The organism is Rhodanobacter thiooxydans (assembly GCF_021545845.1).
In the GTDB taxonomy this organism is placed as follows: Bacteria; Pseudomonadota; Gammaproteobacteria; order Xanthomonadales; family Rhodanobacteraceae; genus Rhodanobacter.
On sequence record NZ_CP088923.1, the window covers coordinates 1,301,885 to 1,324,551 of the forward strand.

The 22,667-nt window shown below is 67.7% G+C and carries 25 protein-coding genes; 13 read left to right on the top strand and 12 right to left on the bottom strand.

Annotation, left to right across the window (positions count from 1 at the left end; all coding sequences use genetic code 11):
• Window positions 1–80 precede the first annotated feature (80 nt).
• The 4 genes from LRK53_RS05580 (at window position 81) to LRK53_RS05595 (ending at window position 2,610) form a co-directional block, all read left to right on the top strand.
• Window positions 81–863 (top strand): CDP-alcohol phosphatidyltransferase family protein, encoded by a 783-nt coding sequence (locus LRK53_RS05580; protein WP_235642550.1) that lies wholly within the window; start codon window positions 81–83, stop codon window positions 861–863.
• Window positions 860–1,348: a hypothetical protein gene (locus tag LRK53_RS05585; RefSeq protein ID WP_027493761.1), complete on the top strand. Its 489-nt coding sequence runs from the start codon at window positions 860–862 to the stop codon at window positions 1,346–1,348. The genes LRK53_RS05580 and LRK53_RS05585 overlap by 4 nt, the downstream gene beginning before the upstream one ends.
• Window positions 1,349–1,353: 5 nt before the next feature.
• Entirely contained in the window at window positions 1,354–1,824 is a 471-nt protein-coding gene (gene rimI, locus LRK53_RS05590) for a ribosomal protein S18-alanine N-acetyltransferase (protein WP_027493760.1), read from the top strand.
• Window positions 1,825–1,923: 99 nt separating this feature from the next.
• On the top strand, window positions 1,924–2,610 hold the full coding sequence (locus LRK53_RS05595; protein ID WP_027493759.1) for a class I SAM-dependent methyltransferase: 687 nt from the start codon (window positions 1,924–1,926) through the stop codon (window positions 2,608–2,610).
• 33 nt (window positions 2,611–2,643) lie between these two features.
• Here LRK53_RS05595 and LRK53_RS05600 read toward each other — a convergent pair whose 3' ends face one another.
• The 6 genes from LRK53_RS05600 to LRK53_RS05625 all read right to left on the bottom strand — a co-directional run bounded on the left by LRK53_RS05600 (window position 2,644) and on the right by LRK53_RS05625 (window position 9,284).
• On the bottom strand, window positions 2,644–5,607 hold the full coding sequence (locus tag LRK53_RS05600; protein ID WP_235642551.1) for a valine--tRNA ligase: 2,964 nt from the start codon (window positions 5,605–5,607) through the stop codon (window positions 2,644–2,646).
• Window positions 5,608–5,730: 123 nt separating this feature from the next.
• Window positions 5,731–6,081, bottom strand: coding sequence for a DUF3147 family protein (locus LRK53_RS05605; protein WP_027493757.1), 351 nt, complete (start codon window positions 6,079–6,081; stop codon window positions 5,731–5,733).
• Between the two features lie 23 nt (window positions 6,082–6,104).
• The gene (gene hemE / locus LRK53_RS05610) at window positions 6,105–7,178 is read right to left on the bottom strand and encodes a uroporphyrinogen decarboxylase (RefSeq protein ID WP_027493756.1); all 1,074 of its coding nucleotides are present in this window, start codon (window positions 7,176–7,178) and stop codon (window positions 6,105–6,107) included.
• Between the two features lies 1 nt (window position 7,179).
• Window positions 7,180–7,440 carry a WGR domain-containing protein gene (locus tag LRK53_RS05615; RefSeq protein ID WP_027493755.1) on the bottom strand — a complete coding sequence of 87 codons (261 nt, stop codon included), beginning with the start codon at window positions 7,438–7,440 and terminating at the stop codon, window positions 7,180–7,182.
• 192 nt (window positions 7,441–7,632) lie between these two features.
• Window positions 7,633–8,733 (bottom strand): 3-dehydroquinate synthase, encoded by a 1,101-nt coding sequence (gene aroB, locus LRK53_RS05620; RefSeq protein ID WP_235642552.1) that lies wholly within the window; start codon window positions 8,731–8,733, stop codon window positions 7,633–7,635.
• A complete protein-coding gene (locus LRK53_RS05625; RefSeq protein WP_235642553.1) occupies window positions 8,730–9,284 on the bottom strand; it encodes a shikimate kinase in 555 nt (184 codons plus the stop codon). The genes aroB and LRK53_RS05625 overlap by 4 nt, the downstream gene beginning before the upstream one ends.
• Window positions 9,285–9,338: 54 nt before the next feature.
• On the opposite strand from LRK53_RS05625, the gene LRK53_RS05630 reads away from it, so the two are divergent.
• The 3 genes from LRK53_RS05630 (at window position 9,339) to LRK53_RS05640 (ending at window position 10,856) form a co-directional block, all read left to right on the top strand.
• Window positions 9,339–10,172: an SDR family oxidoreductase gene (locus tag LRK53_RS05630; protein ID WP_027493753.1), complete on the top strand. Its 834-nt coding sequence runs from the start codon at window positions 9,339–9,341 to the stop codon at window positions 10,170–10,172.
• A gap of 24 nt (window positions 10,173–10,196) precedes the next feature.
• Window positions 10,197–10,541: a YbjQ family protein gene (locus tag LRK53_RS05635; RefSeq protein ID WP_027493752.1), complete on the top strand. Its 345-nt coding sequence runs from the start codon at window positions 10,197–10,199 to the stop codon at window positions 10,539–10,541.
• 111 nt (window positions 10,542–10,652) lie between these two features.
• Window positions 10,653–10,856: a dodecin family protein gene (locus LRK53_RS05640; RefSeq protein ID WP_027493751.1), complete on the top strand. Its 204-nt coding sequence runs from the start codon at window positions 10,653–10,655 to the stop codon at window positions 10,854–10,856.
• 50 nt (window positions 10,857–10,906) lie between these two features.
• Here the strand turns inward: LRK53_RS05640 and LRK53_RS05645 are convergent, their stop codons facing one another.
• Window positions 10,907–11,737: a kinase gene (locus LRK53_RS05645; protein WP_027493750.1), complete on the bottom strand. Its 831-nt coding sequence runs from the start codon at window positions 11,735–11,737 to the stop codon at window positions 10,907–10,909.
• 234 nt (window positions 11,738–11,971) lie between these two features.
• Between LRK53_RS05645 and pdxH the strand changes: the two genes are divergently transcribed.
• The 3 genes from pdxH to LRK53_RS05660 are packed head-to-tail and all read left to right on the top strand — an operon-like array spanning window position 11,972 to window position 13,825.
• Window positions 11,972–12,559: a pyridoxamine 5'-phosphate oxidase gene (gene pdxH / locus LRK53_RS05650; protein ID WP_027493749.1), complete on the top strand. Its 588-nt coding sequence runs from the start codon at window positions 11,972–11,974 to the stop codon at window positions 12,557–12,559.
• Window positions 12,556–12,996: a secondary thiamine-phosphate synthase enzyme YjbQ gene (locus LRK53_RS05655; RefSeq protein ID WP_027493748.1), complete on the top strand. Its 441-nt coding sequence runs from the start codon at window positions 12,556–12,558 to the stop codon at window positions 12,994–12,996. Before pdxH ends, LRK53_RS05655 begins: the two co-directional genes overlap by 4 nt.
• A gap of 4 nt (window positions 12,997–13,000) precedes the next feature.
• Window positions 13,001–13,825, top strand: a complete 825-nt coding sequence (locus LRK53_RS05660; protein WP_235642554.1) for a cobalamin-binding protein — start codon at window positions 13,001–13,003, stop codon at window positions 13,823–13,825.
• A 214-nt stretch (window positions 13,826–14,039) separates the two neighbouring features.
• Here the strand turns inward: LRK53_RS05660 and LRK53_RS05665 are convergent, their stop codons facing one another.
• Complete coding sequence (locus LRK53_RS05665) at window positions 14,040–15,212, bottom strand: IS4 family transposase (protein ID WP_027491452.1); 1,173 nt, start codon at window positions 15,210–15,212, stop codon at window positions 14,040–14,042.
• A 534-nt stretch (window positions 15,213–15,746) separates the two neighbouring features.
• Here LRK53_RS05665 and LRK53_RS05670 point away from each other — a divergent pair.
• Window positions 15,747–15,893, top strand: a complete 147-nt coding sequence (locus LRK53_RS05670) for a hypothetical protein (protein ID WP_235642555.1) — start codon at window positions 15,747–15,749, stop codon at window positions 15,891–15,893.
• A 115-nt stretch (window positions 15,894–16,008) separates the two neighbouring features.
• Here the strand turns inward: LRK53_RS05670 and LRK53_RS05675 are convergent, their stop codons facing one another.
• Both LRK53_RS05675 and proC read right to left on the bottom strand, forming a co-directional pair.
• On the bottom strand, window positions 16,009–16,584 hold the full coding sequence (locus LRK53_RS05675) for a YggT family protein (RefSeq protein WP_027493072.1): 576 nt from the start codon (window positions 16,582–16,584) through the stop codon (window positions 16,009–16,011).
• Window positions 16,581–17,405, bottom strand: coding sequence for a pyrroline-5-carboxylate reductase (proC, locus tag LRK53_RS05680; RefSeq protein WP_235642556.1), 825 nt, complete (start codon window positions 17,403–17,405; stop codon window positions 16,581–16,583). The genes LRK53_RS05675 and proC overlap by 4 nt, the downstream gene beginning before the upstream one ends.
• A gap of 355 nt (window positions 17,406–17,760) precedes the next feature.
• Here proC and LRK53_RS05685 point away from each other — a divergent pair, with 355 nt between their 5' ends.
• Together LRK53_RS05685 and LRK53_RS05690 are read left to right on the top strand one after the other, a co-directional pair.
• Complete coding sequence (locus tag LRK53_RS05685; RefSeq protein ID WP_027493071.1) at window positions 17,761–18,798, top strand: type IV pilus twitching motility protein PilT; 1,038 nt, start codon at window positions 17,761–17,763, stop codon at window positions 18,796–18,798.
• Between the two features lie 172 nt (window positions 18,799–18,970).
• Complete coding sequence (locus LRK53_RS05690; RefSeq protein ID WP_027493070.1) at window positions 18,971–20,137, top strand: PilT/PilU family type 4a pilus ATPase; 1,167 nt, start codon at window positions 18,971–18,973, stop codon at window positions 20,135–20,137.
• Window positions 20,138–20,205: 68 nt separating this feature from the next.
• Here LRK53_RS05690 and LRK53_RS05695 read toward each other — a convergent pair whose 3' ends face one another.
• On the bottom strand, window positions 20,206–20,583 hold the full coding sequence (locus LRK53_RS05695) for a BON domain-containing protein (RefSeq protein ID WP_235642557.1): 378 nt from the start codon (window positions 20,581–20,583) through the stop codon (window positions 20,206–20,208).
• A 240-nt stretch (window positions 20,584–20,823) separates the two neighbouring features.
• Window positions 20,824–22,608 (bottom strand): hypothetical protein, encoded by a 1,785-nt coding sequence (locus LRK53_RS05700; RefSeq protein WP_027493068.1) that lies wholly within the window; start codon window positions 22,606–22,608, stop codon window positions 20,824–20,826.
• Between the last annotated feature and the right edge of the window lie 59 nt (window positions 22,609–22,667).

The following is a 22,667-nucleotide window of genomic DNA, read 5'->3' on the forward strand; positions in this document are numbered from 1 at the left end:
GCACCTTGTTATCACTCCGGCCTGCCGGACTCAAGCAGCCGATGGTTTACACTGCGCGCATCCCGTCACGGTCTTGATTCATGAGCGAGCCCCTGCCCGTACGCCCGCCCCGTCACCGGGGTATTTACCTGTTGCCGAACCTGTTCACCACGGGGGCGATGTTCGCCGGTTTCTACGCGATCATCGCCAGCATCGGCGGGCGTTATACCGAGGCCGCGGTGGCGGTGTTCATCGCTGCGCTGCTGGACGGCATGGATGGCCGCGTGGCGCGCATGACCGGCACCCAGACCGAGTTCGGCGTGCAGTACGACTCGCTGTCCGACCTGGTCAGTTTCGGCTTGGCGCCGGCACTGGTGATGTACACGTGGTCGCTGTCGACGCTGCGCGATTTCGGCCCGCTGTGGGGCAAGCTGGGCTGGGCTGCCGCATTCATCTACGCCGCCTGCGCCGCGCTGCGGCTGGCGCGCTTCAACACCCAGGTGGGCGTGGCCGACAAACGCTATTTCCAGGGGCTGGCCAGCCCGGCGGCGGCGGCGGTGTGCATGTCGTTCGTGTGGAGCGTGGACAAGTTCGGCCTGGCCGGCAGCGACTTCAGTTTCGTCACGGCAGTGCTGGCGGTGGTGGTCGGCCTGCTGATGGTCAGCCGCTTCCGCTATTTCAGCTTCAAGTCGCTGCCGATGGGCGACCGCCAGCGCGTGCCGTTCGTGTGGATGGTGGCGGCGGTGCTGCTGCTGGCGCTGCTGATCCTGGATACGCCGCGCGTGTTGTTCGTCGGCTTCACGGTCTATCTGTTGTCCGGCCCGGTGTGGACGATCTGGGGCCTGGCCACGCATCGGCGCCGGGTGCGGCGCGGCGCGACATGAACGCCGCCGCACGCCAGCACGCCGACGCCGCGCATCGCGCCCGCGTGCTGCGTGCGCTGGGTGTGACGCCGTGGCAGCGGCGGAGTGCGCCGGCGGTTGCCGTCGCGGGGGCTGGGCAGGACGCGCCAGCCGCGGCGGCGGGCGTGGCCTGCGTGGTGGTGTTGCCGCAGGGCTGCAGCGCGCGCGAACTGGACTTGCTCGGTCGCGCGCTGGCTACCTGCGGCGCCGCGCTGGCGCGTGCTGCACGGGTTACCGCCAGCGATGGCCAGTTGGCCGCCGGCGTGCCCGAGGCACGCGCCTATCTGGTGTTCGGCGAGGCGCAGGCGCACGCGCTGGGCCGCGCGCTGCCGGCTGCGGCGCTACGCCAGGCGCAGATCGTGCTGGCCGACGAGCCGGCGCTGGTGCTGACCAGTGCCGGCGCCAAGCGGCGCCTGTGGAACGCGTTGCGCAGCGTGCGCCGCGCACTGGCCGCGGCCGGCGGCTGAAGGTCATGGCCGCGGTGGTCAAGCCGGTGATCCAGGTGCGCGGCATGCGGGCCGAGGATCTGGAAGCGGTCAGCGTACTGGAAAACCTGTCTTACGAATTCCCGTGGTCGGCGGGCATCTTCGGCGACTGCCTGAAGGCGGGACACCCGTGCTGGGTGCTGTGCGTGGACGGCGTGGTCGCCGGCTACGGCGTTCTGTCGACAGGCGCGGGCGAAGCGCATGTGCTGAACCTGTGCATCGGGCCGGATTACCGCGGCCGCGGCCTGGGCCGGCACCTGCTGGGCCGGTTGCTGGACATTGCGCGCTGGAATGGTGCCGGGCGGGTCTTCCTCGAGGTGCGGCCGTCGAATCCGCTGGCCAAGGCGTTGTACGAATCGGTGGGTTTCCACGAGATCGGCCGCCGGCCGCGCTACTACCCCGCACGCCACGGACGCGAGGACGCGATCGTGATGGTGCTGGAGCCCGGGACTCCCTAGCCGGCTGCGCCCGGCAGGCGCTGCAAGCGGGCCCGCCATGCAAACGCGATGGTGGCGGGTGTTAGCATGCCGCCCGCATTCCATGCCGGAGTCTCTTCAGTGCAAGGGCAGTTTTCGACCGACTGGTTCCACCACAACATTCCGCATTGGGAGCAGTGGCTTGCTTCGTTGCGCGGCAAACCGGGCCTGCGCGCGCTGGAGATCGGCAGTTTCGAGGGGCGCTCGACCGCCTGGCTGTGCGAGAACATCCTGACCGCCGCGGACAGTTCGATCGACTGCCTAGACTTCTTCCAGGCCGACCCGGTGTACGGCGACTACCACGCGCGTTTTCGCGCCAACACGGCGCCCTGGCGCGAGCGCATCAGCGAATTCCCCGGACCGAGCTTCGATTCGCTGCGGCAAGTCCAGGGGCCTTACGACCTCGTTTACGTCGACGGCTGGCATGCCGCCTTCGGTGCGCTGGCCGACGGCATCATGGCATGGCCGCTGCTGAAGGTCGGCGGCATCATGATCTTCGACGATTACCTGTGGGTACCGCCGAAGCTGGGCCCGGTGCCGCGTCCCGGCTGGTTGACGCGCAAGTGGCTGCGCTGGACCGGTCGCCGCTGGCGGACCGAGGGCCTGAAGAAGCAGATCGAAAGCGTGAAGACCGAGACGCCCAAGCTCGGCGTGGACGGCCTGCTGGCCACGCTGGACGGCTATTACGAGTTGCTGGGCATCAGCAACCAGCTGGCCGTGCGCAAGACGCGCGACTTCTCGCCGGGGCAGGTCGGCCAAGACACCTGAGGGCCCGGCCGCAGCGCGGCGGGGCCACGAACATCAGACCAGCTTCTGCGCCTGCTCGCGCAGCGCGCCCAGCGTGGCGTTCCAGTCGGCGATGCGCTGGCGTTCCTGCGCCACCACTTCGGCCGGTGCGTTGGCGACGAAGCTGGCGTTGCCGAGCTTGCCCTCGCACTTTTTGATCTCGACCTCGATGCGGCCGATTTCCCTGGCCAAGCGCGCCTTTTCGGCATCAAGGTCGATCAGGCCGGCCAGCGGAATCAGCACGCGCAGCGTGCCGACCACGGCCGCGGCCGCGGCGGGCTCGGCGCTGCCGGCTTCGATCCATTGCGGTGCCTCGGTGCGGGCGAGGAAGGCGATCTGCGCGGCGAACTTCGCCACGCGCGCGTGATCGCCGCTGTCGCCGTCGGCAAGCAGCAGCGGGATGGTCTTGCCCGGCGCGATGTTCATCTCCGAGCGGATCCGGCGGATGCCCGAGAGCACGGCCTTGAACCATTCGATCTCGGCGGTCGCTGCGTCGTCGTGCGCGAAGTCTGCGCCGCGCGGATACGTGGACTGGAGAATGCTCTTTGTTGAAGAGTCCGGCAGGGATGCCGGGCTGTTCTTTGCGCTCATGGAGGAGCGCACGAATACTTTCGCCACTTCCTGCCAGACTTCCTCGGTGAGGAAGGGAATCACCGGGTGCAGCGCGCGCAGCACCGCTTCCAGCACCACCAGCAGCGTGTGCCGCGTGGATGCTGCCGCGTCGGCGTCTTCGCCGTTCAGCGCAGGCTTGGAGAGTTCCAGGAACCAGTCGCAATACTCGTTCCACACGAACTCGTACAGCGCCTGCGCCAGGTGGTCGAAGCGGTACGTGCGGAAATGTTCTTCCGCCTCGGTCAGCGTCTGCGCCAGCCGCGTCAGAATCCACCGCTCCGCTTCGGTAACCGGCGCTGAGCCCCTCTCCCCTCGGGAGAGGGGTTGGGGCGAGGGTGCGGTGATGCCGGAAGGCCGCGCTCCGCCCGTACCCTCTCCCGGCGCATCCGCGCCACCCTCTCCCGCAGGGAGAGGGGAAACGTTCATCAGCACGAAGCGTGCCGCGTTCCACAACTTGTTGCAGAACGCCTTGTAGCCTTCGGCGCGCTTGATGTCGAAGTTGATCGTGCGGCTGTAGCTGGCCAGCGCGGCGAAGGTGAAGCGCAGCGCGTCGGTGCCGATCGCGGGAATGCCGCCGGGGTAATCCTTGCGGATGCGCTTCTCGACCTTGGTGCGCACCTGCGGGATCAGCAGCGACTTCGTCGATTTCTCCACCAACGGCTCCAGCGCGATGCCGTCGATCAGGTCCAGCGGGTCCAGCGTGTTGCCCTTGGACTTGGACATCTTCTGGCCTTCCGCATCGCGCACGATGGCGTTGATGTAGACCTCGCGGAACGGGATGCGGCCGGTGAAGTACCTGGTCGCCATCACCATCCGTGCGACCCAGAAGAAGATGATGTCGAAGCCGGTGACCAGCACCGCGCTGGGCAGGAAGATCTGGTCGTTTGCCCAGTTCGCCACGACTTCGCCGCGCTCGTTCTTCACCGTGCCGTCGGCCGGCCAGCCCATGGTGGAGAACGGCCACAGCGCGGAACTGAACCAGGTGTCCAGCACGTCCTCGTCCTGGCGCAGCGCGCCGACTGGCGCGGTGTCGGCATGCGCGCGCGCGTCGGCCTCGTCCTCGCCCACGAAGATGTTGCCGGCCTCGTCGTACCACGCCGGAATGCGGTGGCCCCACCACAGCTGGCGGCTGATGCACCAGTCCTGGATGTTGTCCAGCCACTGCGTGTAGGTGGTGCTCCAGTTCTCCGGCACGAACTTGATGTCGCCGTTGCGCACCGCGTCCAGCGCCGGCTCGGTGATTGCCTTGCGGCCGCCGGGGCGTCCATCCTGCTGGACGTCCGACGTCAGATCGACGAACCACTGGTCGGTGAGCATCGGCTCGATCACCGCGTCGGAGCGCTGGCTTACCGGCACCTGCAGCTTGTGCGGCTTGGTCTCGACCAGCAGGCCGAGCGCTTCCAGGTCCGCCAGCACGGCCTTGCGCGCGTCGTAGCGGTCGAGGCCGCGGTATTTCTCCGGTGCGTTGTCGTTGACCTTCGCGTCCAGCGTAAAGATGGTGATCGGCGGCAACTGGTGGCGCTGGCCGATCGCGTAGTCGTTGAAGTCGTGCGCCGGGGTGATCTTCACGCAGCCGGTGCCGAACTCGCGGTCCACGTAATCGTCGGCGATCACCGGAATCTCGCGGTCGGTCAGCGGCAGCTTCAGCGTCCTGCCGACCAGGTGCGCGTAGCGCGCGTCCTCCGGATGCACGGCGACGGCGACGTCGCCCAGCATGGTCTCGGGGCGGGTGGTGGCGACCACCACGCTCTCGTCGCTGCCCACCACCGGGTAGCGGATCGACCACATGTGGCCGTCGCGCTCGACGTTGTTCACTTCGAGATCGGAGACGGCGGTGCCCAGCAGCGGATCCCAGTTCACCAGCCGGTTGCCGCGGTAGATCAACCCGGCACGATACCAGTCGATGAACACCTTGCGCACCGCAGCCGAAAGTCCCTCGTCCATGGTGAAGCGCTCGCGCGACCAGTCGGCGGCGGCGCCGATGCGGCGCATCTGGTGGGTGATGGTGGAGCCGGATTCCTCCTTCCACTGCCACACGCGTTCGACGAACGCATCGCGGCCCAGGTCGTGTCGGGTCTTCTCCTCGACCGCCAGCTGGTTCTCGACGATCTTCTGGGTGGCGATGCCGGCATGGTCGGTGCCGACCTGCCACAGCGTGTTGAAACCGCGCATGCGGTGATAGCGCACCAGCATGTCCATCACCGTCTGCTGGAACGCATGCCCCATGTGCAGCGTGCCGGTGACGTTCGGCGGCGGCAGCAGGATGCAGTACGGTTCACCCGTGCCCGACGGCCTGAACGCACCGCTGGCCTCCCAGCGCGCGTACCACGTCGACTCGATCTGGGCGGGTTCGAAACTCTTGTCCATGGGGACTCGCGATGGCGCGCCGCAGAGGGCACGCACATATGGTGTAAAGCGGCCATTGTACGGGCGCAGGCCGGATGGCCCAAGCGGCCGCCGTTCACCCCGGCAGGGCAATGGACAAGAGCGTTACAGCAAGTCGATCCCGAACCGTCGCACCAGCAGCGCAAACAGCCAGAAGCACGCTACGGTGATCAGCGCGCAGGTGAGCAGGGTCGGCCAGAAGCCGAGGCGCGGCAGTAGTACGGGGAAGGCCAGGAACATGGGTAGCGTCGGCACCACATACCAGAACGTGTACCAGGCGTGGTTGGCGATTTTTTCCTGCGGCTGGCGTTCGACGTACAGCCAGATCAGGGCCAGCACGGTGACCAGCGGCAACGCGGCGATCAGGCCGCCGAGGCGATCACTGCGCTTGGCGGCTTCGGAGACGAGCACGACGACGGCCGCGGTGACCAGGTACTTGGTGACGAGCCATCCCATCGGTTCACTCCTTCGCGCGTTACTCAACTGCCGCGCAGGATGCGCCCGTACGCGTGCACTTCGTCCACCAGCACCTTCAGGTGTTCCGGATCCACTTCCGGCGTGACGCCGTGGCCGAGGTTGAACACGTGGCCGGGGTGGTTGCCGTAGCTGTCGAGCACGGCGCGGGCCTCGTGGCGGATCACTTCGGGGCTGGCGCGCATCACGGCGGGGTCGAGGTTGCCCTGCAGCGCCACCTTGCCGGCGACGGCGCGGCGCGCGTCGGCGAGGTCCACCGTCCAGTCGACGCCGAGCGCGGCGCAGCCCGAATCGGCCATTTCGACCAGGTGCATGCCGGCGCCCTTGGAGAACAGGATCACCGGCAGTTCGCGCGCATGGGCATCGGCCTTCAGAGCGGCCACGATCTGCGCCATATAGCGCAGCGAGAACTCGCGGAACGGCGCCGGGCCGAGCAGGCCGCCCCAGGTGTCGAAGATCATCAGCGCCTGCGCGCCGGCTTCGGCCTGGGCGACCAGGTAGGCGGCGACGGACTGCGCCAGCGTGTCGAGCAGCTGGTGGGCGAGCTTCGGCTCGTTCCAGCACATCGCCTTCAGCGTGGCGAAGTCGCGCGAGCCGGCGCCCTCGACCATGTAGCAGGCCAGCGTCCACGGGCTGCCGGAGAAACCGATCAGCGGCACGCGGCCGTGCAGCTCGCGGCGGATCAGGCGCACCGCGTCCATCACGTAGCGCAGCTCGCCGTCCATGTCGGGCACGGCGAGTCTGGCGACGTCGGCGGCGCTGCGCACCGGGCGCGCGAACTGCGGGCCCTCGCCGTGGGCGAACGACAGGCCCAGGCCCATCGCGTCGGGGATGGTGAGGATGTCGGAGAACAGGATCGCCGCGTCCAGCTCGAAGCGCTGCAGCGGCTGCAGGGTCACCTCGCAGGCGAACTCGGGGTGCTGCGCCAGGCCCATGAAGCTGCCGGCGCGCTCGCGGGTGGCGCGGTACTCCGGCAGATAGCGGCCGGCCTGGCGCATCACCCAGATCGGCGTGGTGTCGGTGGGTTCGCGGCGCAGGGCGCGCAGGAAGCGATCGTTCTTCAGTTCTTGAACAGGCATTTCAACGTCCATACGGGCCTTCCAGGCCCTGGGCAAACATCAGGCGGAAGCCGCGCTTGAGCTGCGTATCGCGGGCTTTCTCGAACGCGGCCACGGCCTCGTCGCGCTCCAGGAACTGCTCGCGCTTCATGCTGGCGCGGCCGCCCTGGGTGCCGGATTCGCGGTACAGCGTCCAGCCGCCGAGCAGATCCTGTTCCAGCGTGATCTGGACGTAGCGGGGGGCGTCGGTACTGCCGGGCACGGTTTGCAGGTAGAGGCGCATGGATTTCGGAAGTGCAGCACGAACAGGCGCGTGGCCGGACGCCACAGTCTATAGGATTTGCGCGGTGGCACCCGTTGCACGGGTGGGCACGTCGTCACATGCGCGGCGGATGGTGTTTGCGGGGCGGACACTGTCCACCGGCTTCTCGATGCGTCGCCATGCCTCGGCCGAATGCGGCGGGCGGTGCCCGCCCTACGGTGCTGAGGTGGCTTCGGTCAGCACAGCCAGCACGTCGGCCTCGGCCACGCCGGCGACGATTTCCGCCCGGCCGATGCCGCGCCACAGGATCAGCCGCAAGGTGCCGGCGGTGTTCTTCTTGTCCAGCCGCATCAGCGCCAGCAGCTGTGGCGGATCCATCCCGGGCGGCACCGCCATCGGCAGCCCGACGGCTTCCAGCAGGCGCTGCAGGCGGGTGCTGGCGGCCGGTGCGCTCATGCCGAGCCGCTCGGACAGGCGTGCCGCCAGCAGCATGCCGATGGCCACGCCCTCGCCGTGCAGCAGGGCGGTGTAGTGGCCGGCGGTTTCCAGGGCGTGGCCGAAGGTATGGCCGAGGTTGAGCAAGGCGCGCTCCCCCTGTTCGGTTTCGTCGCGCGCGACCACGCCGGCCTTGTAGGCCACCTTGCGCGCGATCGCTTCCTGCACCGTGGCGGGCTCGCGCGCGGCGAGCGCGGCGGCGTGCTGCTCCAGCCAGGCGAAGAACGGCTCGTCGCCGATCGCCGCGCCCTTGATCACCTCGGCCAGGCCGGCGCGGTATTCGCGCCCGGGCAGGGTCGCCAGGGTGTCGATGTCGGCGACCACCGCGCGCGGCTGGTGGAACGCGCCGGCGAGGTTTTTGCCCACCGGGAGGTTCACGCCGGTCTTGCCGCCCACCGAGGAATCGACCATCGCCAGCAAGGTGGTGGGCATCTGGATGAAGTCGATGCCGCGCATCCAGCACGCCGCACTGAAACCGGCCAGGTCGCCGACCACGCCGCCGCCCAGCGCAATCACGCAGGCGTCGCGGGTGGCGCCGAGCTCGCCCAGCGCTTCCAGCACGCGGCCGACGTTGGCGAAACTCTTGTGCGCTTCGCCGTCGTCGAGCAGGAAGCTGGCCCAGCGCAGGCCGTCCAGCCCCGCCTCGATGCGCGGCAGGTACAGCGGCGCCACGGTGGTGTTGCTGACCACCAGCGCGTGGCGCCCGCGCAGCATGGCGCGCCAGCGCGCGTGGTCGTGCAGCAGGCCGGCGCCGATCCACACCGGGTAGCTGCGCTGGCCGAGGGCGACGGTGACGGTCTGGCGTGCCGGGTCGTTCATGCGGTCTGCCTGGGTGCTGCGCCGGGGCGCTGCCAATGACGGTCGATCAGCGCGATGCAGCGTTCGCCGCTGGCGGCGAGGCTGTCGGGTTCGCCGGGTACTGCAAGGTCGGCGAGCTCACGGTAGAGCGGTTCGCGCACCTGCGCCATCGCCTGCAGCCGCTCGCGGCGGTTGGCCACCGCCAGCAGCGGGCGGTGGTGGTCGCGCTCCAGCCGCTCCAGTTGCTGTTCGATGCTGGCCTGCAGCCACACCACGTAGCCGCGCTCGCGCAGCCGCCGGCGGTTGGCTTCGGCCAGCACTGCCCCGGCACCGGTGGCCAGCAGCACGCCGTCGCGGCGGCTGCATTCGTCCAAGAGCGCGCTCTCGCGCTGGCGGAAACCCGCCTCGCCCTCGATCTCGAACACCCGGTTCACGTCCGCGCCGCAGTGGCGCTCGATCTCCTGGTCGAGATCGACGAAGCTCAGGTCATAATGAGCCGCAAGTCGTCGCCCGATCGAGCTCTTGCCGGCGCCGGTCGGGCCGATGAGGAACAGGTTGGGTGAAGGGTTCATGCGCAGATGCTAACAGGGCGGATCGGCCCGGGCAGCGCGACGGGAGGGCGGCAAGTGAGCGAACGTGTCCTGCTGGCCGGATGCGGCGACCTGGGCGAGCGCGTGGCGCAGCGCCTGCGCGCTCGCGGCGACGAAGTCTGGGCGCTGCGGCGCCAGCCGCCGGCGCGCGGCAAGCACGGTATCCACTGGCTGCGCGGCGACCTCACCGATCCGGCCAGCCTGGGCGGGTTGCCCGCGGGCGTCACCCGGCTGGTCTATCTGCCGGCGCCGGCGGCGCGCGACAAGGCGGCGTACCGCGCGATCTTCGTGGACGGCCTGCGCTACCTGCTCGACGCGCTCGATGTCCGCCAGTTGCAGCGCGTACTGCTGGTTTCCTCCAGCGCCGTGTACGGCGAGCATGACGGCGACTGGGTCGACGAGACCACACCGGCCGACCCGGCGGGCTTCAACGGCGCGGTGCTGCTCGAGGCCGAGCAGTGGCTGGCGCAGCAGCCGCTGCCGTCGACCGTGTTGCGGCTGGCCGGCCTGTACGGGCCGGGGCGGTTGCAGCTGGTCGAGCGCCTGCGTGGCGGGCAGTTGCGCGTACCGCGCGAGGCGCCGCACTGGGCCAACCGGATCCACATCGACGACGCGGCCGCCGCGATCGTGCACCTGCTGCGGCTGAAGTCGCCGCAGCCGCTGTATCTCGGTGTGGACGACACCCCGATGCCGCTCGACGAGTTGTACGACTTCCTTGCGACACTGATCGATGCCCCCTTGCCGGCGGAAGGCGCGCCACCGGTCGGCGTCGGCAGCAAGCGGCTCAGCAACGCGAAGCTGCGCGCCAGCGGCTGGGCGCCGCAATGGTCGGACGCGCGCGAAGGCTACGCCGCGCTGCTCGACGGCTGAACCATCCACCGAAGGAGAACCGCCATGGCCAACACCGTTCCGCATCACCAGGTCAGCACCGCCAACGAGATTCCCGGTTGCCGCATCGTGCGTTCGTTCGGCATCGTGCGCGGCATCACCGTGCGTTCGCGCAGCGTGGTCGGCAATCTCGGCGCCGCGCTGCAGACCATCGTCGGCGGCAACATCTCGATCTACACCGAGTTGTGCGAGAAGGCGCGCGAGGAGGCGTTCGAGCTGATGCTGCAGCATGCCGCCGCGATGGGCGCGAACGGGGTGGTGGCGATGCGCTACGACGCCAACGACGTCGCTCAGGGCGTTACCGAAGTGCTGGCCTACGGCACGGCGGTGCAGGTGGAGGCGTCAACGTGAGGTGATTTTGCAGTGCGGCTTGCTGCCGCGGGCGAGCGCGGGACAGACTCGGGTTCCGGAGCGGGGGGAGCGTCGCGTGCCGCTTGCACGATTCCACCGGAGATTGACGCCATGTCGGTAGCCAAGGTCATCGAAATCAACGCCTCGTCCAGCAAGAGCATGGAAAACGCCGTGCAGAGCGGCCTGAAAAAGGCCGGCGAGTCAGTGAAGAACATCAAGGGCGCCTGGGTCAACGAGATCAAGGTGGTGACCAAGGACGACGGCACCATCACCGAGTGGCGGGTGAACATGAAGGTCAATTTCATCGTCGACTGATCGCCCCGCGCCGGCGAGGCCGCGGCGGCGCGTGCTTCGCCGGTGCCCGTTCAGCCGTGGCTGAGGCCGGTCACGTGGCGGTCGTCGTCGTACTCCACGCAGGTATCGGCCAGCGCCGGCAGGGTGGCCAGCGCGTGCCGGCTGAGCCGCTCGAAGTGCGCCAGGAACCGTTCCATTGCCGCCGCATCCATCGCCAGCGGCGCGTGCCGGGCCAGCAGTTCCTGCTCCTGCTCGCCACGCCAGCGGCGCACGATCTCCCAGCTCGGCGCCTGCAGCACGATCAGCGCATCGAACTTGCGCCACAGCGGCTGGTAGCCGCGCAACTGCTTGTTGACCCAGTGCCGCCAGCTGCCGTCGGGGTCCTCGTTGCGCTCCAGTTCGTTGACCGGCCAGGCCAGCGCGACCTGCGGCTGCGGCCGGATGCCCAGCGCCCAGCCTTCCACGATGACCAGCTTCGGCGGCCGCGTGGTGCGCGGCCAGCGCGACGGCGGGAAGCGGGTATCGCGGCCCTTGTCGAAGCGTGGATGCGACACCGGCAGCTTGTCCGAGGCCTGCGGCAGCGCCGCCAGCACCGACATCAGCAGCTCGATCTCGTGCGTGCCCGGCACGCCACGGCTGCGCAGCAGCGGATGCACGTCGCGCGCCAGCGCCTCGCGGTCGCTGCGGGTGTAGTAGAAGTCATCCAGCGAAAGCACCTCGGTGGGCCAGCCGCGGGCTTCGGCCGCGGCCTTCATTACCCGTGCCAGGGTGCTCTTGCCGCTGCCCTGCAGGCCGGACAGACCGAGGATGTACGGGCGCCGCGAGCGGGCGATGCGCCCGGCGTACTGGTCGAGCAGGTGGCCGGCGAGGGCCTCGTTCTGCAGGTCGGCGTGGGGCGTCATCCGCGGCACACCGTGCTTCCGGGAGGGATTTCCGCCACCGGCAGGCCGCGCCTGCCGGGCATGGCGCCAGCGGGCATGTCGCTGCGTCCTTCACATGTCGTGGCGGAAGATGGCGCTGCCTTCCAGGCCGGCCGGATACTGGAGGGACGGTGCATTGCATTATTATCGGTCGGATTCATCCGCACCATGATGGCGCGTGTCGGCCACGATGCAAAAGGAAAGTTTTCAGACACCATGCTCAAATCCGAAATTCTAGATACCTTCCAGCGCCTGCTGGAGGAAGCCACGGCCAGTGGCGAGCGCGAACCGACCGCGATGAACCTGGCCACCGTGGACGCCGCCGGCCGGGTCGCCTCGCGCATCGTGCTGCTCAAGGGCGCCGACGAGCGCGGCTTCCGCTTCTACACCAACTACGACAGCGACAAGGGCGGCCAGCTCGAGGCGCACCCGCAGGTGGCGCTGTGCTTCCACTGGAAGCAGTTGCGCGAGGGCGTGCAGGTGCGCGTGGAAGGCGTGGCGCGCAAGCTGCTGGCGGAAGAGTCGGACGCCTACTTCGCCAGCCGCGCCCGTGGCAGCCAGATCGGCGCGTGGGCTTCGCTGCAGTCGCAGACCTTGCCTGACCGCGACACGTTCGAGCAGCGGGTGGCGCGCTACGAGCAGCAATTCGACGGTCGCGAGGTGACCCGGCCGCCGCACTGGGGCGGCTTCGTGGTGGAGCCGGACATGCTCGAGTTCTGGTACGGCGCCGAGTTCCGCCTGCACGAGCGCGTGCGCTGGGATCGCCACGGCCAGACCTGGACCAGCCGGATGCTCTACCCGTGACCCGCGCGCTGCCCGCCGAGCATGTGGCGCAGGGCAGCTTCACCGTGCACACGCGCGGGCGCGGCTTCAGCGAGATCACCGCACAGGTCGGCGACGCCGTGGCAGCCAGCCATGTGCAGACCGGCATCGCGCAGGTGTTCACCGCGCACACCAGCTGCTCGCTGCTGATCAGCGAGAATGCCGACCCCACGGTGCGCGATGACCTGGAGCGCTGGTTCGCGCGCGCGGTGCCCGATGGCGATGCGATCTTCCGACACGACGCGGAAGGTCCGGACGACATGCCCGCGCATGTGCGCTCGATCCTCACCGGGGTCAGCCTCGGCGTGCCGGTGCATAGCGGCAAGCTCATGCTTGGCGCCTGGCAGGGCATCTATCTGTGGGAACACCGCCTCGACCCGCACCAGCGCAAGGTGGTGGTCACCGTGCTGGGGAACTGAACGCATGGATCACGCTGCCCCCGCTGCCGGTTGGCCCGACCACTTCCCGCAACGCATCGTCTGCCTCACCGAGGAGCCGACCGAGGTTCTGTACGCGCTCGGCGAGGAGCGGCGCATCGTCGGCATCTCCGGCTTCACCGTGCGGCCGCCGCGCGCACGCCGGGAGAAGCCGAAAGTCTCCGCCTTCACCAGCGCGAAGATCGGCGAGATCCTGAAACTGGAACCGGACCTGGCGATCGGTTTCTCCGACATCCAGGCGGACATCGCGCGCGAGCTGGTCAAGGCCGGCGTCGAGGTGTGGATCAGCAACCACCGCAGCGTCGACGGCATCCTGGCCTACATCCGCCGGCTCGGCGCGATGGTCGGCGCACAGGAGAAGGCCGAGGCGTATGCGCAGCGCGCCGAGCGACATATCGCCGAAATCCGCGCCGCGGCCGCGCAGCTGCCGCGGCGGCCGAAGGTGTATTTCGAGGAATGGGACGAGCCGATCATCACCGGCATCCGCTGGGTCGCCGAGATCATCGGCATCGCCGGCGGCGACGACTGCTTCCCCGAACTGGCCCGCGAGCCGCTGGCGAAGCAGCGTATCCTGCCGAACGGCGACGAGGTGGTGCGCCGTGCACCGGACATCATCCTTGGCTCCTGGTGCGGCAAGCGGTTTCGCCCGGACAAAGTCGCGGAGCGGCCAGGGTGGGGCACGATCCCCGCGGTGCTCGATGGCGAGCTGCACGAGGTCAAATCACCGATCATCCTGCAGCCGGGGCCGGCGGCGCTGTTCGACGGGTTGGACGAGATCCATCGGATCATCACCGCATGGGCGCTGCGCTGAGCCTTCCACTTTCCGGTTGTGGTAAGCGCACCCTGTGCGCGATGCTCTTGCTTCATTCAAAGCGAAAAAGGATCAGAGGCAAGAGCTTTCGTGCGCCTCCGGCGCCCGAGTTACTTTCTCTTTGCGCGGGGAGCGAAGAGCGTCAGAAGCAAAAGCTTTCGTCTGCCTACGGCAGCCGAGTCACTTTCTCTTTGCGTGGCCCAGTACTGTCCGGTTAATCCGGAAATAGAATCAGTTGGTTAGCGTCGTCGTCGGCAGAAAGCTGTGGTTCCTGCCGCCGCAAGGCGCATTCCAGCGGGGTTTGCTCGAACAACGTCACACTCAGAATCTGTAGAAGTTCATAGAGTGAAGTCGTCAGCTGGAGACGCTTGCGCACGATGGCGATCAGCACGTAGACGGCGACGGCGATCCAGACCTGCGTCTTCACTGCGTTGGGCGAGGTGCCGAAGAACGCCTTGATGCGCAGGTGCTGCTTGATCCATTTGAAGAAAATTTCGATCTGCCAACGGTGGCGATACAGGGCACTGATGGTCGCCGCAGGAAGCACAAAGTGATTGGTCAGCAAGACGATGGACTGACCGCTGTCGGTGTCACGCACGCGTACACGGCGTAGCGGGCCAGGGTATTTCTTGCGGACGACGTCCCGTGTCAACACGACGGTCTGATCGCAACCGATGAGCGTGCGATCAGACACCGGATGGGAGTAGCGTCGCCGCACTCGGAGGTTCTTCTTGGTGCGCATCAGGAAGAAGGAACCTTCGCAGTGGAATCGATAGAGCCGCTCGAAATCGAGATAGGCGCGGTCCATCAGATAGATCGCGCCAGGTTCAGGCACGAGCTCGTCGAGCATGTGGACATCGTGCTGGCGGGACTCGGAAAAGCTGATGACCGTAGGGATTGCGCCGCGAATGTCGAGCAGCGTATGTACCTTCAATCCACCGCGGCCGGGATGCATCGCCCGCGCCCACGGGAACACCGACAGGCACAACTCGATCGTGGTGGAGTCGAGCGCATAGGCAGTGTGTGCCAATTCGACGTCGAGCGGTTCGTTGACGTAGAGACGGCGCGCCGTGGCGATCAGGGTTTGCGCGAACTCGGCATAGATGCGCCAGTCACGTTGTTCATTGGCATCGGCCAGTGTGCTGCGTGCTACATGCCCACGAATGCCCAAGTGATAGAGCTTGGCCTGATGAGCGCGCAAACAGATCTCGATATCGCGCAGGCTTTCGCGTCCGGTGAGTTGAGCAAAGGCCATACACAGGAACTGATCGAGGCACGCGAATCGCTTCACATAACGATTGCCATCGAACTTGGCAACGAGGCGACGAAACGTATGCATCGGCAGATGCTGCATGAGCTGCGTAAACACAAAGCGCCCTTCATGCATGACGACGTCCTCCGAGGTGACGTCGTCCAGCCTGAGGCAAACCGGGTTGAAATCGCTAACACCCGGAAAGCGTCGGTTACTGCCCTCAGATCAACCGTTTACCAAGCTCCGCGTGCGCTTTCCCCGGACAGTACTGGCGTGGCCAAAGAGAAAGTAACCAAAGAGATAAGGCCACCCCGCTTGGCGCTTGCCGGACATCCTGTCCGGCAAGTCCGTGAGCCGGGGCCGGGCTTTTCGAGCGGGCTCCTGCCCGCGCGAAAAGGCGTTGCCATCCCTGGCAACGCCCGCTGCGCGGCCTGTCGACCCCGGCTCACCGCCGCGCAAGGGACCCCGGGCAGAGCAGCGGGCCATCGTGGCCCGCACTCGGTGATGAAGCTGAAAAGCCACAGCCACAGCAAAGCGTCGCTTTGCTGTGGCTTCGCTCGTGCTTTTGATCTGGCTCCTCTGAAGAGTGCGCGCAGGATGCGCGCTGCTCTACCGGGGTCCCCTCTGAAGCGGCGGACGGGTGGTGGAAAAGCCCGCAGGGTGGCCGGCATGAATGCCGGCCAGTTTGTCGTCAGCACAGGCAACGGCATGGATGCCGGAGTTGAGGCAACGCAGGAGCGGTTGCCCGATGTGCTGTCGACAAACCCCACCACCCGGCCGCGGACCTTGCGGGCAGGATGCCCGCAAGGCGCGTAAGCGGGGTGCCCCTCTCTTTGGTTACTTTCTCTCGGGCAAGCGAGAGAAAGTAACTCGGGCGCCGCAGGCGCACGAAAGCTCTTGGGCCCTTGCTTCAGCCGCCACGAGAGAAAACTCAGGCGCCCAGTGCCAATCGCGCCCCCAGATCCAGCAACGGCGCCGCGACCAGCAGCCGCACCAGCAGCAGCGCGATCATCACCGCCATCGGCGCGAAATCGATCTGGCCGATGATCAGCCGGCCGTGCAGCGGGCGCAGCAGCGGGGCGACGATGCTGCCGGCCAGCTGCAGCATGGGGTGGCGGCGGTCCACCGCGAACATGCTCAGCAGCGACCAGCCGAAGATCAGTACCAGGTAGCACAGCAGCACGAAGTCGAGCAGCTCGGCCAGCGACAGCACGATCAGGCCAAGCGGTTGCGGCATCACCCCGAGCAGGGCGAACAGCAGCAGGCGCTTGAGCAGCATCGCCAGCCAGGCCAGCAGCAGGGCGGCCAGGTTGATCCGGCGCCAGTTCGGCAACACGCGGCGGATCGGTGCCAGCACCGGGTTGGTGCTGCGGTAGACGAACTGGCTCAGCGGATTGTGGAAATCGGCGCGGCAGGCTTCGGCAGCCACGCGCAGCAGCAACAGCGCGACCACCGCGTCGAACGCCAGGTCGAGCAGCAGGGACAGCGCATTCAGCAGGTAGCTCACGGCAGCTGGTCCAGTTCGGCGGCAAGTTCCACACCGCGCTGCGTGGCGGCGGCCACGGCGCGGGCGACGACGTGCGGCAGGCCGTCGGCGGCGAAGCTTTCCAGCGCAGCCTGGGTGGTGCCATGCGGCGAGGTGACGCGCTGGCGCAGCACGGCCGGGTCTTCGCCGCCCTCCACCAGCATGCGGCCGGCACCCAGGCAGGTTTGCGCGGCGAGTGCGCGAGCAGTGTCGCGGGGCAGGCCCTGCGCCACCGCGGCGGCTTCCAGCGCCTCGACCAGGGCGAAGAAGTACGCCGGGCCGGAGCCGGACAGCGCGGTGACGGTATCCATCAGCGCCTCGTCGTTGATCCAGCGGGTGATCCCGGCGGCGTCGAGGATGTGCTGCGCCCGCGCCTTCTGCGCCGGGCTGACCCGGTGGTTGGCGCACAGGCCGGTGGCGCCGACGCCGATCAGCGCCGGCGTGTTGGGCATGCAGCGCACGATCGGCAGCCCGCTGCCGAACCAGCGCTCCAGCTGGTCCAGCCGCACGCCGGCGGCGATCGAGATCAGCAACGGCCGGTGGCGCTGCAGGAGGTCGCACAGGTCGGCGTGGATCGACGGCATCACCTGCGGTTTCACCGCCAGCAGGATCACCTCGGCGTCCGCCACGGCCAGCCGGTTCTCGGCATAGCAGGCGATGCCGAAGTCGCGGCCCAGCGCCTGACGCGCTTCGGCCAGCGGCTCGGCCACGCTGAGGGTAGCCGGTGCCACGCCGGTTTTCAGCAAGCCGCCGATCAGGCTGCGCGCCATGTTGCCGCCGCCGATGAAGGCAAGTCGTGTCATGCAGGGCTCCTCGTCCGTCCAGACCACATACCTTACCGGAGCCGGCGCGCGAGCGACGGGTTTTGCCGGCGGAAGGTCGCGCGGCAGCGCGTCGCCGGAGCCGGCTGGCGATTTTTTCGACCGGGTGCGCAAACCGCGTTGGCAGTTTGCGCATGGAGGGCGGAAAGACTGGCCGCACAGCCACTTGCCCGAGTAGTATCGACGCGGCTACAGGGGTGCGGAAAGCTCGTCCAGGTGGTGTCGTGATGCCGGTTGCCATGCGCTGCGGCGCACCACGCCCGCGGACGTCATGCGGCCCCGGATGTGGCAGACGAATCCATGCCATCCAGACGATCGGTTGAGGGGAAACGACTTCATGGACATTGCCGAACTGCTTGCCTTCTCGGTGAAGAACAAGGCCTCGGACCTGCACTTGTCCGCCGGGCTGCCGCCGATGATCCGCGTCGACGGTGATGTCCGCCGCATCAACATCCCCGCGCTCGAGCACAAGCAGGTGCACTCGCTGATCTACGACATCATGTCGGACAAGCAGCGGCGCGACTACGAAGAATTCTACGAAACCGACTTCTCGTTCGAGATTCCCGGGCTGGCGCGCTTCCGCGTCAACGCGTTCAACCAGAACCGCGGCGCCGGCGCGGTGTTCCGCACCATTCCGTCCGAGGTGCTGACGCTGGAGGATCTCGGCTCGCCGCCTATCTTCAAGGAACTGATCGAGCAGCCGCAGGGCCTGATCCTGGTGACCGGCCCGACCGGCTCGGGCAAGTCGACCACGCTGGCGGCGATGGTCGACCACATCAACAAGAACGAATACGGGCATATGCTCACGATCGAAGACCCGATCGAGTTCGTGCACACCTCGCAGAAGTGCCTGGTCAACCAGCGCGAGATCCACCGCGACACGCTGGGCTTCAATGAAGCGTTGCGTTCGGCGCTGCGCGAAGACCCGGACTACATCCTGGTCGGCGAGTTGCGTGACCTGGAAACCATCCGCCTGGCGCTGACCGCGGCGGAGACCGGCCACCTGGTGTTCGCCACCGTGCATACCAGCTCGGCGGCGAAGACCATCGACCGCATCATCGACGTGTTCCCCGCCGGCGAGAAGCCGATGGTGCGCTCGATGCTGTCCGAAAGCCTGCGCGCGGTGGTCTCGCAGTCGCTGCTGAAGAAGGTCGGCGGCGGGCGCATCGCGGCGCACGAGATCATGGTTGGCATACCGGCCATCCGCAACCTGATCCGCGAGGACAAGGTGGCGCAGATGTACTCGTCGATCCAGACCGGCCAGCAGTTCGGCATGCAGACGCTGGACCAGTGCCTGCAGGATCTGGTCAAGCGCGGCCTGGTGACGCGCCAGCAGGCGCAGGCCTACGCCAAGAACAAGGACAATTTCAAATGAGCGTCGGGATTCGGGATTCGGGATTCGGGATTGGCGAAAGCCGGGATCGCGTCGCGGCTCGATATTCCCACGCTTGCACGGAAGGGCAGGTTGCCGGCCAGGAGCGCAGTGCGCGGGTCGGCAGCTTTGACGAATCCCGAATCCCGAATCTCGAATCCCGGGGACAGACGCCATGAGCGACTTCGATTTCACCTCGTTCCTGAAACTGATGGTGCACAAGAAGGCCTCCGATTTGTTCATCACCGCGGGCGTCGCTCCTTCGATGAAGGTGCAGGGCCGGATCGTGCCGATCACGCAGAGCCCGCTCAGCGTGCAGCAGGCGCGCGACATGGTGCTCAACGTGATGACGCCGGGCCAGCGCGAGGAGTTCGAGAAGACCCACGAGTGCCAGTTCGCGATCTCCGCGCAGGGCGTGGGCCGCTTCCGCGTGTCGTGCTTCTACCAGCGCAACTGCGTGGGCATGGTGCTGCGCCGGATCGAGTCGAAGATCCCCACCATCGAGGAGCTGACGTTGCCGCCGGTGATCAAGCAACTGGCGATGACCAAGCGCGGCATCATCGTTTTCGTCGGCGCCACCGGCTCGGGCAAATCGACCTCGCTGGCGGCGATGATCGGCTACCGCAACCAGAACTCGACCGGGCACATCATCACCATCGAGGACCCGATCGAGTACGTGCACAAGCACGAGGGCTGCATCATCACCCAGCGCGAGGTCGGCATCGACACCGACAGCTGGGACAACGCGCTGAAGAACACCCTGCGCCAGGCGCCGGACGTGATCATGATCGGCGAAGTCCGCACCCGCGAGGGCATGGACCACGCGATCGCTTTCGCCGAAACCGGCCACCTGGTGCTGTGCACGCTGCACGCGAACAATGCCAACCAGGCGATGGACCGCATCCTGCACTTCTTCCCGGAGGATCGCCGCCAGCAGCTGCTGATGGACCTGTCGCTGAACCTGAAAGGCATCGTGGCGCAGCAGCTGATCCCCACACCCGACGGCAAGGCCCGCCGGGTCGCGGTGGAGATTCTGCTGGGCACGCCGCTGGTGCAGGACTACATCCGCCAGGGCGAGATCCACAAGCTGAAGGAAGTGATGAAGGAGTCCACCCTGCTCGGCATGAAGACCTTCGACCAGAGCCTGGTCGAGCTGTACCACGCCGGCGAGATCAGCTACGAGGATGCCCTGCGCTACGCCGACAGTTCCAACGAGGTGCGCCTGCGCATCAAGCTGGCCCAGGGCGGCGACGCGCATACCCTGTCACAGGGCCTGGAAGGCGTCGAGCTGGAGGAAAACCGCGACTCGCAGAACTTCAGCAGCAATTTCCTCAACCGCTGAGGCGGCCACCCTGCCGGAAAAAAGGCGCCTGCAGGCGCCTTTTTTCGCTTCGTTGGTGCCTCGTTGAGTTACTTCTCCGCGGGCGGCGTGCCGCCGACGGTCAGGCCGCTGGCGTCCACGCTCTTCACGCCCTTGATGAGCTGGGCGACGCGTTCGGCGTGGTCCTTCTGGGCCTGCGAGGCAACCGTGCCGCTGAGCGTGACCACGCCATCGTGGGTCGACACCGAAATGTCGGTGGCCGGGATGCCCTTGGTGGTGCCGAACTCGGATTTCACCTTGGTGGTGATCCAGGCATCGGCCGCCTGGTCCGGCACGGTCTGGTTCTCGGAGGACTGCTGCATGCGCGCGCCGGCGTCCTGGGCTGCGACCTGGCCGAACGGGATGGCCGCGAAGGCGAGCACGAGGGTGGTGGCATACAAGCCGTGGCGGATCGTGGGAGTGCGCATGGCGATCTCCCCGGTGGGCTGACGATGCCTGCCTGCCGCAGCGACCGGCGGGATACTGTCGTCGCCATGGCAACAACCGGGCCGTGAACGCCGCGTGGCTTCAGTAGGCGCCGGTTCAGCGCGGGATTGCGGAGGCGAAAGGCAGCTCATGGCGATGTTGTCATCGCGTTGGATGTCGCGAGCCGCGCATTAAAAAAGCCGGTGCGTCGCCGCGCCCCGGCTTTTCCTCGGTGCCGATGTCTACTTCAGCGCAGTCTGGCTGGTGATCACCATGCCGCCCTGGTCCACGTGCATCTGGGCATCGATGCTGTCGACGCGCTCGGCCTGCGATTTCATGGCGGCGAACTGGGCCTTGGTGCGGGCCAGCTCGGCGGCGGCCTCGGCCGCACTGTCGCCCGAGTCGTCGATCGACGGCTCGTCGCTCTTGCCGATCGCTGCGGTGGCGGCGGCCACGCTGTCGATCTTCTGCTCCATCAGTTGCAGCCAGCTCAGGTACATCGCGCCGCTGATGTGCATGCGGCCCATCCGGCCGGCGTCGCCGGTCGGGTCCTTGAGAGTATCGCCCAGGCGGGCGTCCTCGCCGGCGCCGATGCCGAAGGCGAGCGCCTTCTCGCCCATGGCCAGCCAGGCCGGCTGGCCCAGCATGCCGATCATGTCCTTCGGCAGCGGCAGCGGCTTGCTGTCATGGCCCGGTTTCAGCGCGGCCAGCGCGGGCACCATCATCTGGCCCATCGCGAACAGGCCGTCGGGGTTGTTGGTGCCGATCAGCACGCGCCCGCTGAAGGTGGGCACGGCGCCCTCCTTGCCCGCCGCCAGCGAGTCCAGCGCGATGCGCAGGCCGAGCATGTCGCCGAACGGCGGGATCGCCGCCTTCTGCATGGCGGGGCCGAGCTTGGCGAAGCTGTCGTTGAGGTCGGTCAGCGAGGGGCAGCTGAACGGCTTGGCGGCCACCGCCTCGGCCTGGGCCAGCCAGAACGTGCGGGCCTCGGCGACCGGCAGGGCCAGGCTCAGGTCGAACGGCGCGGTGCCGGTGCCGCCCAGGCCGGGCAGCGCCACCTTGAGCCCGGCGAAGACCTGACTGATGTCGCTGGCCAGCGCCACGTCGAAACGCACGTCCTGGTGCTTTGCGTCCAGCCTGGTGTAGCCGAAGCTCATGGCCGGCACGCGCGCGGCGATGCGCGCAGCGTCGGTGCCGCAGCTGGGCGAGCTCTGCAGCTGGGTGGCGACCGGCTCGCCGGTCTTCGCCGCGATGGCTTCGGCATGGGCCTTCTGGATCGCGCCGACCAGCGGATCCTTGCCGCCGATCGCCAGCGGCAGCGCGCGGGTCAGATCCAGTTCGCCGAGCAGCCACTTCTGGTAACCCTTGGCCTTGGCCAGCGCCTTCAGCCGGCCATCGTCCTGCAGGCTCTTCTGCGGTCGATCCAGGCCCAGCGCCTGGCGCAGCAGCGCCGGCGAGACATCCGCCGGCAGCAGCGCGGCCACCGCCTGCTCGTTCACCGTGGCCAGCACCAGCTCGGTGCCGGAAGCAGGGAAGGCGTACTTGCGGTAGCCCTGCTTGTCCACGCTGGCGACATCGAGCTTCTTGCCGTAGGCGGTTTCCAGCCTGCCGATGAAGCCCTCGAACGCGCCCGGGTCGCTCAGCTGGAAGCGCAGCACCGGGGCCAGGCCCAGGCCGTAGAAGGCGGAGTAGCCCTTGAGGTTCAGGCCGGCGCCCTGGGCGAAGCCCTCGATGGTCTTGCCGTTGAATTCGGCGCGCAGCGCGCGCAGCAGGCGCGCGCCATCGGGGTCCTTCCTGCTCAACCGCTCGGCGCTGGCGTCGAGCTGGGCGAGCTGGGACGGCAGCTGCGCGTCGGCCTGGGCAAGCAGGGCGCCGCGGGTGGCGTCGTCCATGATGTCGAGGTTGGCCACCACGTACGGCGTGTCCGCCGGCACGAAAGCCAGCGGCGCGTCCTTGTCCTTGTGCCTGCAGGCCGCCAGCATGACGCCGGCGAAAACCAGCGCGATGTATCGCGTCGTCGATCGCATGTTGATCCCCAATGTGGTGAATGCCGCGCCGGTGATTATGCCCGCTTGCCCGTGGCATT